The 13,159-nt window shown below is 70.8% G+C and carries 15 protein-coding genes; 8 read left to right on the top strand and 7 right to left on the bottom strand.

Going from position 1 to position 13,159, the window contains the following annotated elements; translation table 11 throughout:
• Positions 1-30: 30 nt before the first annotated feature.
• Positions 31-1,713: an amidohydrolase gene (locus ABCS02_RS15535; protein ID WP_345836571.1), complete on the bottom strand. Its 1,683-nt coding sequence runs from the start codon at positions 1,711-1,713 to the stop codon at positions 31-33.
• A 107-nt stretch (positions 1,714-1,820) separates the two neighbouring features.
• Between ABCS02_RS15535 and ABCS02_RS15540 the strand changes: the two genes are divergently transcribed.
• Positions 1,821-2,495 carry a TetR/AcrR family transcriptional regulator C-terminal domain-containing protein gene (locus ABCS02_RS15540; RefSeq protein ID WP_345836572.1) on the top strand — a complete coding sequence of 225 codons (675 nt, stop codon included), beginning with the start codon at positions 1,821-1,823 and terminating at the stop codon, positions 2,493-2,495.
• A gap of 421 nt (positions 2,496-2,916) precedes the next feature.
• Here ABCS02_RS15540 and ABCS02_RS15545 read toward each other — a convergent pair whose 3' ends face one another.
• Positions 2,917-4,209, bottom strand: coding sequence for an APC family permease (locus tag ABCS02_RS15545; RefSeq protein WP_345836573.1), 1,293 nt, complete (start codon positions 4,207-4,209; stop codon positions 2,917-2,919).
• A gap of 102 nt (positions 4,210-4,311) precedes the next feature.
• Positions 4,312-4,692: an SHOCT domain-containing protein gene (locus tag ABCS02_RS15550; RefSeq protein WP_345836574.1), complete on the bottom strand. Its 381-nt coding sequence runs from the start codon at positions 4,690-4,692 to the stop codon at positions 4,312-4,314.
• Between the two features lie 167 nt (positions 4,693-4,859).
• Between ABCS02_RS15550 and ABCS02_RS15555 the strand changes: the two genes are divergently transcribed.
• Genes ABCS02_RS15555 through ABCS02_RS15565 form a run of 3 tightly spaced genes read left to right on the top strand, consistent with a single transcriptional unit; the run spans position 4,860 to position 5,627 of the window.
• A complete protein-coding gene (locus ABCS02_RS15555) occupies positions 4,860-5,045 on the top strand; it encodes a hypothetical protein (RefSeq protein WP_345836575.1) in 186 nt (61 codons plus the stop codon).
• Between the two features lie 22 nt (positions 5,046-5,067).
• Positions 5,068-5,298: a hypothetical protein gene (locus ABCS02_RS15560; RefSeq protein ID WP_345836576.1), complete on the top strand. Its 231-nt coding sequence runs from the start codon at positions 5,068-5,070 to the stop codon at positions 5,296-5,298.
• 35 nt (positions 5,299-5,333) lie between these two features.
• Entirely contained in the window at positions 5,334-5,627 is a 294-nt protein-coding gene (locus tag ABCS02_RS15565; protein WP_345836577.1) for a hypothetical protein, read from the top strand.
• 6 nt (positions 5,628-5,633) lie between these two features.
• On the opposite strand, the gene ABCS02_RS15570 is transcribed toward ABCS02_RS15565, so the two are convergent.
• Positions 5,634-5,906 (bottom strand): hypothetical protein, encoded by a 273-nt coding sequence (locus tag ABCS02_RS15570; protein WP_345836578.1) that lies wholly within the window; start codon positions 5,904-5,906, stop codon positions 5,634-5,636.
• Positions 5,907-6,096: 190 nt separating this feature from the next.
• Between ABCS02_RS15570 and ABCS02_RS15575 the strand changes: the two genes are divergently transcribed.
• On the top strand, positions 6,097-6,390 hold the full coding sequence (locus ABCS02_RS15575; protein ID WP_345836579.1) for a hypothetical protein: 294 nt from the start codon (positions 6,097-6,099) through the stop codon (positions 6,388-6,390).
• Positions 6,391-6,412: 22 nt separating this feature from the next.
• Positions 6,413-7,258 carry an SDR family NAD(P)-dependent oxidoreductase gene (locus ABCS02_RS15580; RefSeq protein ID WP_345836580.1) on the top strand — a complete coding sequence of 282 codons (846 nt, stop codon included), beginning with the start codon at positions 6,413-6,415 and terminating at the stop codon, positions 7,256-7,258.
• A gap of 24 nt (positions 7,259-7,282) precedes the next feature.
• Here the strand turns inward: ABCS02_RS15580 and ABCS02_RS15585 are convergent, their stop codons facing one another.
• Entirely contained in the window at positions 7,283-9,043 is a 1,761-nt protein-coding gene (locus ABCS02_RS15585) for an AarF/ABC1/UbiB kinase family protein (protein ID WP_345836581.1), read from the bottom strand.
• Positions 9,044-9,047: 4 nt separating this feature from the next.
• Complete coding sequence (locus ABCS02_RS15590) at positions 9,048-9,644, bottom strand: PadR family transcriptional regulator (protein ID WP_345836582.1); 597 nt, start codon at positions 9,642-9,644, stop codon at positions 9,048-9,050.
• Between the two features lie 336 nt (positions 9,645-9,980).
• On the opposite strand from ABCS02_RS15590, the gene ABCS02_RS15595 reads away from it, so the two are divergent.
• Positions 9,981-11,207, top strand: a complete 1,227-nt coding sequence (locus ABCS02_RS15595) for a DUF1524 domain-containing protein (protein ID WP_345836583.1) — start codon at positions 9,981-9,983, stop codon at positions 11,205-11,207.
• Between the two features lie 6 nt (positions 11,208-11,213).
• Complete coding sequence (locus tag ABCS02_RS15600; protein ID WP_345836584.1) at positions 11,214-12,896, top strand: DUF2510 domain-containing protein; 1,683 nt, start codon at positions 11,214-11,216, stop codon at positions 12,894-12,896.
• Here ABCS02_RS15600 and ABCS02_RS15605 read toward each other — a convergent pair.
• Positions 12,893-13,129 carry a PLDc N-terminal domain-containing protein gene (locus ABCS02_RS15605; protein ID WP_345836585.1) on the bottom strand — a complete coding sequence of 79 codons (237 nt, stop codon included), beginning with the start codon at positions 13,127-13,129 and terminating at the stop codon, positions 12,893-12,895. The two genes, ABCS02_RS15600 and ABCS02_RS15605, sit on opposite strands and share 4 nt — an antisense overlap.
• Between the last annotated feature and the right edge of the window lie 30 nt (positions 13,130-13,159).

Raw genomic sequence — 13,159 nt, forward strand, 5'->3', positions numbered from 1 at the left:
GTGCAGTGGGGGCGGGTGGCTGTGGGGTGGTCAGGCGTTCGCGGGGACCTGGTCGCGGACGTAGACGGGCACGCCGCCGACCCAGGTGGAGACGACCGTGCTCTCGTGGATGCGGTCGGCCGGCACCGCGAACGGGTTCGGCTCGATCACGACGAGGTCGGCGCGGTAGCCGGCGGCGATCGTGCCGGTGTCGTGGTCGCGGTGGTTCACGTACGCCGAGCCCGAGGTGTAGGCGGCGAACGCGGTGGCGAGGTCGAGGCGCTGGTGCTCTCCCCCGAGCGGGGCGTCGTCCGATCCGGGCGAGATGCGGTTGACGGCGATGTGGATGGCGGCGATCGGGTCGGCGCTCGACACCGGCCAGTCGCTTCCGGCGGCCAGCCGTGCGCCGGCCCGGTCGAGGTCGCCGAACGGGTACTGCCGGGCCTCCAGCCCGTCCTGCAGGAACGGCAGCGTCAGCTCGTCGAGCTGCGTCTCGTGGCACGCCCAGAGGGCCTGCAGGTTGGCGACGGCGCCGAGCTCCGGGAAGCGGGCGGCGTCCTCCTCGGACACCACCTGGAGGTGCGCGAGGTGGTGCCGGCCGTCGCTCGCGCCGTTGGCGTCGCGTGCGGCCGCCACGGCGTCCAGGGCCTCCTGCACGGCGCGGTCGCCCAGCGCGTGGAAGTGCACCTGGAAGCCGAGCCGGTCGAGCTCGGTGACGTACTCCGCGAGCCGCTCCGGGTCGATGAACGACAGACCGGAGTTGGCCGTCTCGTGGCCGTGCGCGTCGAGGTACGGCGACTTCATCGCCGCGGTGAAGTTCTCGGCGACGCCGTCGACCATGATCTTGACCGTGCCGAGCGTGAAGCGGTCGTCCCCCAGCCGCTCGAACTCGTCCCGCCGCTTCACGATCGCGTCGACCTGCTCGGCGCCGGTGTCGCGGAGCCACCACTGCGCGCCGCGGACGTGCGCGATGAGGGTGTCCTCGTCCAGCGCGCGGCGGTAGGCGGGGAGGTTGGCCGGCATCGAGGCGACGACCCCGATCATGGCGTCCTGCCAGCCGGTGATCCCGAGCGTCAGCAGCTCCCTCTGGGCGCGCAGCAGCCCGGCGTAGGCGAGGTCGGCGTCGATGGGCGGCTTGACCGCGTCGAACAGGTCGCCCGCGCCCTCGTGGAACGTGCCGGCCGGGAACCCGTCGGCCTCCCGCTCGATGCGCCCGTCCACCGGGTCGGGCGTGGCCGCGTCGAGCCCGGCGAGCCGGATCGCTGCCGTGCTCGCCCACAGGCTGTGGTGGTCGCGGCTGGCGACGAGCACCGGCCGGTCGCCCACCACGGCGTCGAGGAGGCCGCGCGCGGGGGCGCCGCCCGGGAAGTGGTCCATCGACCAGCCGCCGCCGAGGATCCAGGCGCTCGCGTCGTCGGTCGCGGGATGCTCCGCCGCGTGCTCCGCAACCCGGCGCAGCGTGTCCGCCGCGTCAGCCGAGTCGGCCAGCGAGCACTGCAGCAGCTCGACGCCGCCGCCGACCGGGTGGATGTGCGCGTCCTGGAAGCCGGGGCTGAGCAGCGCGCCCCGCAGGTCGACCACCTCCGTGGCCGGGCCGCGGTGGGCCTCCGCCGCCGCCTCGGTCACCAGCCCGAGGATGCGGCCGTCGCCGATCAGCACGGCATGGCCGGCGAGCGGCTGCCCTGTCCCGGTGAAGATCTGACCTCCGGTCAGGATCACGTCTGCGTCGGCCATCGACCTGGTTCCCTTCGTCTTCGAGTGGATCGAGGCGATGCTAGAAGACTTTCAACACCAATGTCAACACTGCTGACATTTCTGTTGGCATGGGCTATGGTTGGCACGTGACTGAAGCGATGACGCACGACCATTCGAAGCGCCTCGATCGCGCCACGATCGTGAGGGCCGGCCTGGAGATCGCCTCCAGCCCGCGCACCACCACGATCTCCATCCGCGCGCTCGGCACGGCGCTCGGCGTCGACCCGACCGCGGTCTACCGCCACTTCCGCGGCAAGGACGACCTGATGAAGGCGCTGCTGGACGAGGTGCAGGCGGTCGCGCTGACGCAGCTGTCAGACGCGGACGGCGACTGGCGCGACCGCCTCCGCGCGCTCTCCCGCGCGACGCTCGACACCTTCGTGCAGTACCCGGCGATCGCCCTGGAGGCCACGGTGCTCACCACCAACGGCCCGGCGGAGCTCGCGACCATCGAGTACATCCTGGCGGCCTTCGCGGAGGCCGGCCTCAGCGGCTCCGACCTGGTCCGCCACTACGCGCTGTTCGCGTCTTTCGTGCTCTCGGAGGCCGCCGGCATCGCCCGCGGACGCACCGCCCCGTCGGCGACCAGCGACGACACCCGCGTCACCAACGCCTGGTTCGAGGGCCCCCTCCTGGTCGACCCGCTCACCCACTCCCACATCGCCTCCGTCGCCGCCGAGCTCCGCGACCTCCGCGACGAGGACATCTACCGAATGGGCGTCGACGCCATCCTCGACTCCGCCACCCGCACCGCCGCCTAACCTGCTCCCCTCGCTCCCCTGCCCCCCTCGCTGGCAGGAGTTCCGGCGTCGACACCCCAACGATCTCCTGCCGAACGCCCTTCGGAAGGAGATCCAGCCGTGTCTTCCTTCCTCCGGATTAGGTCGCGGAGAGCGCTCGTGACCAGGCGACTTCGCTCTCGAGCTTCCCGGTCTGCTGGAACAGCCGTACTTGATGGGTGCCTGCCAGCGCTTCGGCGAGTTCGTCGCGGTCTGCGGAGGCACTCCCGCGACCACGTGAACGCTGCGCTGATCTCATAACCAGTGCTGCCGACTCGCACCCCCGTCGACGTGCTGCCACTGCTCCCTGTCGGCAGGAGTTCTATGGGCGACACCCCACCCATCTCCTGCCGAACGCCCTTCGGAAGGAGATCCAGCCGTGTCTTCCTTCCGACGCGAGCGCTCACGCAGCGCGCGCCCGCCGCCCGCGCGCCGCGGTCTTCCATCCGAAGTCGATCACCGCCGCCAGCACCAGGATCCCGAGCAACGCGAACGCCGTCTTCGGCTCGTGCACGAGCGTGGTCGTGCTGAAGATCACGAACGTCCCGAGCGTGGCCAGCAGGCCGACGACCAGCACCACGAGGTTGCCGCCGGTCTCGTGCCGGATGCGCAGGTGCCCGACGCTTACCGCCGAGAACACCAGCAGGGCGACCGCGCTGCCGATGGAGGCGATGGCGTTGAGGTTGAAGAACGACACCAGCAGGATCGCTAGCACCGCCATCACGACCAGCCCGGCCGGGAACGGCCCCCACTTGCGGCCGAAGAACGGCGGGAACTGGCCGACGCGCGCCAGGTGCTGCGTCATCCCGATGGACGGGTACAGGCCGGCGTTCACCGCGCCGGTCGTCGAGAACAGCGCCGTCACCACCATGAGCACATACCCGGCCTGCCCCAGCACCGGCTTGGCGGCCTCGGCGAGCGCCGTCGACCCGTACTGCACGACTTGGTCCGCGGTGAGCGTGCCGAACACCCCGAGCGACACCGCGACGTACACGGTCGTGGCGATGAGCAGCGCGAAGTAGATGGCCCTCGGCAACTGGCGGCCCGGGTTCGGGAGGTCCTTCGCCGTGAACGTGATGACGCCGAAGCCGAGGAACGCGAAGAACGTCAGGGCGACGCTGGAGATGACGTGCGTCCAGCCCGGATAGCCGGAGGGCGCGAGGAGGGCCGGGTTCCAGGTCGCGATCGTGACGACCGCGAACAGCACCAGGATGACCAGCACGACGCTCACGATGACCGACTGCACGCGCGCCACCGCCGTCGAGCCGATGGTGTTGAGCCCGCTCATCACCAGGATGAGCAGCACGCCGAGGACCTTCGCCCAGAACGGGTCGTCGTGCGCGACGACCGAGCTCGCGTAGCTGCCGAACGACGACGCGATCATCGCGACCACGATCGACCCGGCGGTGAAGAACAGCCACGCCCCGATCCCGGCGACGTGGCCCTCCCCGTACCCTTTCGAGAGGAATGTCAGGATGCCGCCGCCCGAGGGGTACTTGGAGCCGAGCTTCGCGAAGGAGTAGCCCTGCAGGAGGGCGATGATCCCGGCGATCAGGAACGACAGCCAGACCGCCGCCCCGGCGACCGCGCCCGCAGCTCCCAGGAGGGCGAAGATCCCCGCCCCCACCATCGAGCCGACACCGATGTAGGTCGCCTGGAGCACTGTCATGCGCTTGGCGCCCGACGTCGCGCTCATCCGCGGCCTCCGATCCCCTCGCCATCGGCGTCCGACAGCGGGCGCCGCTGCGCGGGGGGTTGAACCGTCGCGGCGCCCGGAGCCGGTGATCCGGCGTGCGCGCTAGCCGAGCGCGCGCGCCTTCAGGTGCGCGAACTCGTCCTGCGAGATCGCGCCCGCGTCCAGCAGGGCCTGCGCCTTGGCGATCTCGTCCGCCGGGCTCGCCGTGGAGGTGACCTCGCGGATGTGCGCGTCCACCGCCGCCTGCGTGTCGACGGCCTCCTTCATGTTGCGCTCCGCCATCCCGCGGCCGCGCGCGATGAGGTAGATCAGCGCGGTGAGGAACGGCACGAAGATCAGGAAGATGATCCACACGGCCTTCCACCAGCCGTTGAGCGTGTGATCGCGGAACAGGTCGCCGATGATCGCGAACAGCGCGAACAGGTAGGCGACGAACGCGAAGCACCAGAAGAACAGCCAGACGTAACTCCAGAAGTTGCTCATTTCGGTCCTCCCCTCCAGCGCCGGCCCTCTGACCGGCGACCGGAATGTAACCCCGGCCGGACGCCTCTGGCTACACCCGGTTTTTGCGAGCCCTTTTGCCCTATTCCCATCACCGCCCTGGTGATGCATCCTGTGGCCGGGCGGGGAGATGAGGATGGGGGTCAGACATGGAAATCGCTGGTCCTGACCGGATCGGGGAGCCGGTGATTCCCGGCGCCGTCTCGGGTCGCGCGGACGGGGCCGCCCAGGGCGGGCCGGTGCGCCGGGAAGGTTCGGCCATCCTCCCCGGTGCCGACTTCCCGGCCACCGGCTCTTCGGCCGGCCGGAGCCGCGCCATCCCGGCCGCGATGTAGGCCCGGGATGCGGTGACGGTCGATGCGGGAGCTCGCCAGGTTCGCGGGGGCGGTGGCCCTCGTCGCCCTGGTCGCGCTGGCGACGACGCCGGGCGCGGCGCTGAGCACGGTACGGCTGATGGACGCGCTCGTGGTGCTGATCGCGGCGGCGGTGTGCGCGTTCTGCGCGGGGGTGGCGGAGGTGCGGCGGGCGCGGGAGGCGTCTGCGGCCGTGGCGGCGGATCCGGTGGCGAAGTCGCGGGTGCCGTCATAGCCGTGTCGATCGGCGCCCCTGTGTAGTTTGTTCCCATGACCGACGTCCCGGACGCGCTCCCCGCCGACTACGAGCCCGCGCACGTGTTCCGCGTGGTCGCGATGCCGCTCGACCGCGGCTGGGGCGTGTGGCTGCGCGCCGCCGACGACAGCGTCATCCACAGCTTCGGGATCGGGCTGCCGCCGGAGATGCCGTTCCGGCCCGACGTGCTGGAGGTGCTCGGCCCCGTGCTCAACCTGCAGTTCCGGCTGGCGTACATGGACGACTCGGCGTGGGATGAGCTGGAGAACCACTGGTCGGCGGTCGTGTACGAGTACACGCCGCGGTAGGGGCGCTCAGTCGTCGGGCGTGGACACCTGCTCGACGCCGTCGCCGTCCGCCACGGTGCCCGGCTCCGTCCCTGCGTACAGATAGGCCGCCGCCTCCGGCCACGCGCTGGCGTCCACCAGGCGGAACACGTCGACCGCCGCCGCGCCCTCGAACGCAGAGGCCGCCCGGATCACCGCGGGAGGCCCTGCTCCCACGATCGGGAGCCGCCTGCTGACGCTCTCGGCGGAGTCGTCCGGGTAGAGGAAGACGGCCACGAACGTGTCACGCGCCTCGTCCATGACCCACCCCCGAAAGTCGCCCTCACACCGCAGCGAGGACGTCGCGCCTCTACCTTCCGGCACCTCCCCGAACCGTGTGGCCGCATGATGCACCAGCCGTCACGGGCGCGGCAAGACGTCGCAGCGTCGCGCCCGGGGGACAAAATCTCGGTAATAGCCAAGGCCGTGCCGCAGGAGGCACAATCCGCGTATGACCGAAGCCAACGCCACCGGCCCCACCGCCCTCGGCCCCGGCACCGTGCCAGGGGGAATTCCACTCAAACTGCACCTGAGCGAGCCGGAGTACGCCGCGCTCGTCCGGATCGCACTGCACCGCCACACCACGGCCTCCCACCTCGTGGAGACGCTCGTGCTGCGCGCACTCGAACACGCCGAGGTCCCGCCGCCGGCCGACTCGTCGCCGAAGCGGTCGCACACGACCTACGACGAGGCGACGCGCGGGTTCACCCGGGACGGGGCGCGGGTGACGCTGCCGGAGCGGTGAGCTTCGGTGGCAGGATGACCTCGTGACCGAATCCATCCTCCTCGTCACCGGGACGTCCTCCGGTATCGGCCTCGCGACCGCGGTCGCCGCCGCCCGCCACGGGTTCACCGTCGTGGCGACCATGCGCGACCTCGGCAAGGCGTCCGCGCTGCAGGCTGCGGCCGACGCCGCCGGCGTCACCCTCGACCTGCAGCCCCTGGATGTGACGTCCCCTGCGTCCATCGAGGCCTGCCTCGACCACATCCGGTCGACCTACGGGCGCCTCGACGCCCTCCTCAACAACGCGGGCTCCGGGCACCTCGGGACGGTGGAGTTGGAGTCCGTCGACGACGTGCGCGCCGTGATGGAGGTCAACTTCTTCGGCGTCGTCGCCGTCACCAAGGCAGCCCTGCCGCTGCTGCGGGAGAGCGGCGGCCGCGTCGTGACGGTCTCCAGCGTCGGCGGCGTGGTGGGCCAGCCGTTCAACGAGGCGTACTGCGCCGCGAAGTTCGCCGTCGAGGGCTTCATGGAGTCGCTGACCCCGGTCGCCGCGACCGTCGGCGTCCGTGTGAGCGTGGTCGAGCCCGGCGCCGTGACGACCGAGTTCGTCGCGAGCGTGCAAGCGCAGGAGCCGCCGGCCGTGGCGGGAACGCCGTACGAGGGCGCGCTGCACGCCTACCTCGCCCGCACCGCCGCCGCATTCGACCCGGCCACGGCGCAGACCCCGGAGGGCGTGGCCGCGGTGATCGTGGAGACGCTGACGGCGGCCGAGCCTCCCGCGCGCGTGCAGACCTCGGAGGCGGCGCACCGCTTCGCCGCGGTGAAGCTCTCGGACCTGGACGGCGCCCACGTCCAGGCCGTCACCCGCCACTGGGTCACCACCGCCTGACGCGCACTCGCCTGACCGTCCGGGCTAGCGCCTCCGGCCGCCGACGAGCACGTAGATCAGGGGCAGCGCGGACACGCTCATCAGCACGATCCCGAACGCCTGCACCGTCGGCAGCAGCACGGCCCCCGCGACCAGGAACGCGCTGAACAGCACCGCCGCGATCAGCCGCCGCGTGACGCGTTCGAGCCGCCCGATCCGTTGGTCGAGCGCCGGCGTCCTGACCGAGAAGTTGCCCTCCTCGATGCGGTTGACCATCCCGTCGAGCCGTTTCGGCAGCCGCACGGCCACGCCCGCGATGGAGGCGGCCTCCTTCAGCGCGTCCTGCACCATGTTGCCGCTCTCGTCGCGCAGCAGCTGCGTCGCGTACGGCTCGATCGAGTCCCACAGGTTGAACTCCGGGTCGAGCGCGCTGCTCACCCCCGACGTCAGCGACATCGCCCGCACGATGAGGAGGAAGTGCTCCGGCAGCTGGAACGGCAGCGACCGGATCACGTCGCCGAACTGGACGGCGAAGTCGCGGAACTCCCGCTGGTCGACCTCCCGCAGCTGCGCGAACCCCATCCCGCCGAACCGCGCGAAGAGCTGGGTCATCGCCCGCTCCAGCTCGGACGTGTCGGAGGTCGGCAGCAGCACCCCTACGTCGCGCATCGCGTCCACGAGCCCCTTGCCGTCCCGCCCCGCCGCCGCGATGAGGAGCTTGCGGAGGCCGCGCCGCGTGCCGTCGGGGACCTCCCCCATCATCCCGAAGTCGATGAACGTCAGCTTCCACGGGTGCGCGGTGGTCGCGTCCATCCCGTCGGCGGCGAGCGTGGGGTCGGGCGTGACGAAGATGTTGCCCGGGTGCGGGTCCGCGTGGAAGAACCCGTTGGTGAAGAGCTGGTCGAACATCACGGAGGCGAACACCGGCGCCACGTGCGCCGGGTCGATCCCCGCGGCGCGCAGCGCGAGCACATCGGTGATCTTGATCGCCGTGACGTCTTCGAGCGTGAGCACGCGGCGGGTGGTCCGCTCCCAAACGACCTCCGGGACCGCCACGCGCGGGTCGTGGGTGAAGTCCTCCGCGAACCGCGCCGCGCTCCTGGCCTCGTGGAGGTAGTCGATCTCCTCCAGGCTCGTCGCCGCGAACTCCTCCACTAGCGCCGGCATGTCCACCCGGTCGGCCACCACGCGGACCCGCTTCAGCCAGCCGCCCACGCGCCGCAACGCCGCCAGGTCGACATCCACGATCGCGTCGATTCCCGGCCGCTGCACCTTGACGACGACCGTGTCGAGCCCGGTGTCGCTCCTGTCCTGCTCCGCGAGCCGCGCCCGGTGCGCCTGTCCGAGGGACGCCGCCGCGACGGGGACGGGGTCGATGCTGTCGAAGACGCGCTCCAGCGGCATCCCGAGCTCGGCCTCGGCGAGCCGCCGGATGGCGTCGAACGGCACCGCGGGCACCTCGTCCTGCAGCCCTTCGAGCTCCTTCGTGATCTCCGGAGGGAGGACGTCCAGCCGCGACGACATGAACTGCCCGACCTTGATCATCAGCCCGCCGAGCTCGACGGCGAGGTCGTGGAACCGGCGGGCGAACGCGGTGAGCCGCTTGGTGCGCCCCCGCTCGCTGAAGCGTCCGAGCCCGATGCGCGGAAGGAAGAGGTCGTACCACCAGATGTGGATGAGGTTGGCCGCGGCGAACCGCAGGATGCGGCGGTAGCGGGCCCGGGTGTTGCCGGAGCCCGCTACTGCCGTCCTGTTGTTCGTCGGTGTCGTCGTCGCGCCTGATCCGGCCGCGTCGGGCGCCGCCACCCGCTCAGCCCTGGGCGTCCTGGGCGAGGATCGAGTACAGCTTCCGCCGCGCCTCGTCGAGGACCGCGGCGGCCTCCTTCACCTGCTCGGGCGTGCCCGTGCGCCGTACCTGGGCGGCGGCCTGCGCGAGCGCCATCCCGGCCTTCGGCAACTCGGAGTCGAACGGGTTGTGCCCGCCGCTCCAGTTGCCGGGACCCCACGGCATGCTGGTCGTGTCGCTCTTCTCCTCCGGAGCCCACGGCGCGGGCCCGGCCTCCTCGGCGGCGGCCTTGCCCTCCTCGGTGAGCGCATACGTCTTGCGCCCATTGGACTCCTCGGCCGTGATGAGCCCCTCGTCGGCAAGCAGCTGAAGCGTCGGGTACACGGACCCGGCGGACGGCTTCCAGCTCCCGCCGCTGCGCTCCTCGATCTCCCGGATGATCTGGTACCCGTGCATGGGCTTCTCGGCGAGCAGCGCGAGCACGGCGCTACGGACGTCGCCCCGCCCCATCCGCGTGCCGACCTTCTTCTCGAACTGCGACCGCAGCTGGTCGAACGCCTGGAAGAGGCCGTCGGCGTTCATGTTGCCCCAGCCGCCGCCACCGGTGAAAGTTCCGCTCATGATGTGCCTCCTGATACGGATCGTGGTGAGTCGGTAACGATAGTCAACGATATATCGCTGAGGGGCGATTTGGGAGGGTTCCCAGCACACATTCACCCCAGTCCAGGGGCAATTCCATACCGAACGGTCGGCTTCTCTGTAGTCTGCTCTCACTCGACCCGAGAAAGACTCACAGTGAGCAATCCGTCTTCGCCGCCCGCCGGCTGGTACCCGAATCCCGAGAAGCCGACCGAACTGCGCTGGTGGGATGGCTCGGCATGGTCCACTCATACCGCTGAACCGGGCACGGTGAACCAGAGCGGGCCGGATGCGCCGAAGAGGAAACGCAAAATTCCCGTGAGCACCTGGGTCGTCGGCGCGATCGTCCTGTTCGTCCTCTTGGTAGCCGCCGTCAGCGGAGGCTTCGGTTCCTTCCTGGTCTGGTTGTCCTTGTTCGCCGGCCCCACCGCCCTCTACACGGTCGTCACGCGCCGCCGCGGCTGGGCCCTACTGCCGCGGTCCCGCAAAACAGCCGGTGCGATCCTGGGCGCCGCACTTGTCGCACTCGTTGCCGGCGCGAGCATCTTCGGAGCCGGCCACCCGCCCGCGCTGGCGGATGCGGACGCCCCGATGCACTCCGCAACCTTGACACCCGCAACACCGAAGCCGTCTCCCACCCCGTCGCACCAGGGCGAGCCGCTCGACCCGGCCACAGTCGTCGCCGCCGACACCGGCCCGACAGTCGCCATCGCCGATGCCCGCATCACGGACGCGACCGCGCTGGACCTGCTGGCCACCCTTCCCGTGAAGGGCAAGTCGCCCTCCACCGGGTATGCCAGGACCACCGACTTCGGCGCCGCCTGGCTCGACGTCGACCACAACGGATGCGACACCCGGAACGACATCCTTGCCCGCGACCTCACCGACACCATCAAACAGGGCGGCTGCCGCGTCCTCTCCGGGACCCTCGCTGACCACTACACGGCTCAGAAGATCCCGTTCGTCCGTGGTGCGACGACGTCGGCGCTGGTCCAGATCGACCACATCGTCCCCCTGCAGAACGCCTGGGTGACCGGGGCCCAGAAGCTCACGCAGGCGCAACGGATCAGCCTGGCGAACGACCCGCTGAACCTGATCGCGGTGGATGCCCACTCCAACGAGCAGAAGTCCTCGGGCGACGCGGCGACCTGGCTACCCGCGAACAAGGCGTTCCGCTGCGAGTACGTCGCACGGCAGATCTCGGTCAAGGCCACCTACGGGCTCTGGGTGACCCAGTCCGAGCACGACGCGATGACGCGCGTGCTCGCCGACTGCGGCGGGCAGATGGCGCAGTCCTCGACGTTCACGCCGCCGGCACCGACACCCACACCGACCCAGGCGCCGGCACCGGCCCCCGCCCCCGCTCCCGCTCCGGCGCCCGCTCCAGCGCCGGCCCCTGCCCCAGCGCCGGCTCCTGCCCCCGCTCCACAGCAGGACCCCGGCAACGGCGCGACGGCACTGTGCAATGACGGCACCTACTCCTTCGCGGCCCATCACCAGGGCGCATGCTCCCACCACGGCGGCGTCGCCGTCTTCTACAAGTAGGTCGACGTGGAGGATCGTGGAACGGCGTCACCACTCGGCACCCCTCCGCGCGTCGACTTCGCCGGCATCAACGCACTCGCCACCCGGCCCGCCGGCTATGCGGTCGCGCTCAAGTGCCTCCAGGTCCAAGCCGACGCGGAGGACGTCGACCCCTCGCTCCGGTCGGACAAGCACGTTCGCCTCCACCCCGACGCCTGGTCCTGGTATCAGGGAGCCCTCGGCGAGATCGAGGTCGGCAGCTTACTCGGCGCCCTCGGCCCGGAATGGTTCGTCCGGCACTCCGTCCCGATCGGGGCGGACACGAAAGACGTCGATCACCTCGTCATCGGGCCAGGCGGTGTGTTCGCGATCAACACGAAACATCACGCCGGCGCCTCGGTCTGGGTGGGCGACCACGTGCTCCGGGTCAACAACGCGAACACCTCGCACCTGAAGATCGCCCGCAGCGATGCCCTGGACGTCAGCCGACGGCTGGCCGGACACGTCGGATTCCCTGTGCCGGTGACGCCGGTGCTCGCGGTGTTCAACGCGAGGGCTCTCAAGGACGGCCGCTCGACTCAGAACAGGCCGATCGTCGTGAAGGATGCCAGACAACTGGTCGCCTGGCTCCGATCGCAGCCGGCCCAGTTGAGCCCCACCAAGATCGAACTGCTCAAGCTCGCCGCCGAGGAACCGACGACCTGGCACGTCGACCCCCGGGCCGCGGACACGCTCCGGGTGATGCAGCGGTTCGAGCGGCTCGTCGCGCGGGCAGGCCTGTCGGAGGCGCACGCGTCGCGCTCGGGGTCACCGACATCCACCCGGCGTGCTGCGACGGGGGCTCGATCCGGTGGCGCACCGCGCCGCACTGCCACGTCCTCCGGCCCGAGGCTCGGCGACGTGCTCCGCGCGTGGTTGGGCGCAACCATCGTCATCGCTGCGATCCTCATCATCCGGGGCGTCGCCGACCAACCCTGCGGGTCGCCACTGGCATGCGTGTTGCCCTCCGTCTATGCGGCGTGGAGGCCGCTCATGCTGTTCGGCGGACTCGTCGCCGTCGCCCTCGCGCTGCTCCGCACCGGCCAGTACGCCCTCCCCAGAGCCGTCGCCGCACTCCAGCGCCGGCTCGCATCCCGCCCGCCGAGATCACGACGAGCGGCGACCTCCCCACCAACACGCGACCGACACGAAAGGCACCCCATGAACCCTCCCGCCGGCTGGTACGCCGACCCCGTCACCTCTGGCATCGTCCGCTATTGGAGCGGCACCGCCTGGACGGAGCACACCGCGCCGCATCAACCGGTCCCGCACGTCGGGTACGGCGCAGCGCCCGATACGACCGCGGCCGGGAGCTCGTACGGCGACCCAGGAGGCTACGTCCCCATGCAGTCGCACTCGGCATACTCGCCGGCGCCCACCCCGCACTACGTCGTCGCCGTCCCCCCGAGCAACAGCAAGGCGACCCGCGCGCTCGTCTGGGGGATCATCTGCGTCATCATCAACCCGTTCGCGCTGCCGTCCATCCTCGCGATCGTGTTCGGTGTGCAGTCGCGCACGACGGCCGCGGAGATGGAGCGAGCCGGGATCGTCGACTCCGGCCGGGGGCGGGCCACGGCCGGCATCGTCCTCGGCTGCATCGGCGCGGCGTTCTTCGTGCTGTGGATGGTGTTCTACGTCAGCCAGGCCCTCATCCCCCGCGTGAACGGCTAGCGCGCAACCCCATCTGCGGGACTGCCTCCGCGCAGCGACCGCCGCCCGATCGCGAACCACAGGATCGCACCCACCACCGGGACCAGCGTCACGATCAGCACCCACGCCACCACGGGCCCGGCGGTCGCCCTCGTCTTGGCGATCTGCGCCAGCGCGATCAGCCACAGCACGAACGGCACGACCCAGAACGACAGCACGACCATCACATGCCAACCGGTGAGTCCATAGAACATGCCCGAACTGTACCGAACGGTTGGAAACCC

The sequence above is a fragment of the Microbacterium sp. X-17 genome (assembly GCF_039615055.1).

Bases quoted from the DNA above. Each gene is read 5' to 3' on its own strand.
- ABCS02_RS15535 (WP_345836571.1), bottom strand. From the start codon at position 1,713: ATGGCCGACGCAGACGTGATCCTGACCGGAGGTCAGATCTTCACCGGG.
- ABCS02_RS15545 (WP_345836573.1), bottom strand. From the start codon at position 4,209: ATGAGCGCGACGTCGGGCGCCAAGCGCATGACAGTGCTCCAGGCGACC.
- ABCS02_RS15550 (WP_345836574.1), bottom strand. From the start codon at position 4,692: ATGAGCAACTTCTGGAGTTACGTCTGGCTGTTCTTCTGGTGCTTCGCG.
- ABCS02_RS15555 (WP_345836575.1), top strand. From the start codon at position 4,860: ATGGAAATCGCTGGTCCTGACCGGATCGGGGAGCCGGTGATTCCCGGC.
- ABCS02_RS15560 (WP_345836576.1), top strand. From the start codon at position 5,068: ATGCGGGAGCTCGCCAGGTTCGCGGGGGCGGTGGCCCTCGTCGCCCTG.
- ABCS02_RS15565 (WP_345836577.1), top strand. From the start codon at position 5,334: ATGACCGACGTCCCGGACGCGCTCCCCGCCGACTACGAGCCCGCGCAC.
- ABCS02_RS15570 (WP_345836578.1), bottom strand. From the start codon at position 5,906: ATGGACGAGGCGCGTGACACGTTCGTGGCCGTCTTCCTCTACCCGGAC.
- ABCS02_RS15575 (WP_345836579.1), top strand. From the start codon at position 6,097: ATGACCGAAGCCAACGCCACCGGCCCCACCGCCCTCGGCCCCGGCACC.
- ABCS02_RS15590 (WP_345836582.1), bottom strand. From the start codon at position 9,644: ATGAGCGGAACTTTCACCGGTGGCGGCGGCTGGGGCAACATGAACGCC.
- ABCS02_RS15605 (WP_345836585.1), bottom strand. From the start codon at position 13,129: ATGTTCTATGGACTCACCGGTTGGCATGTGATGGTCGTGCTGTCGTTC.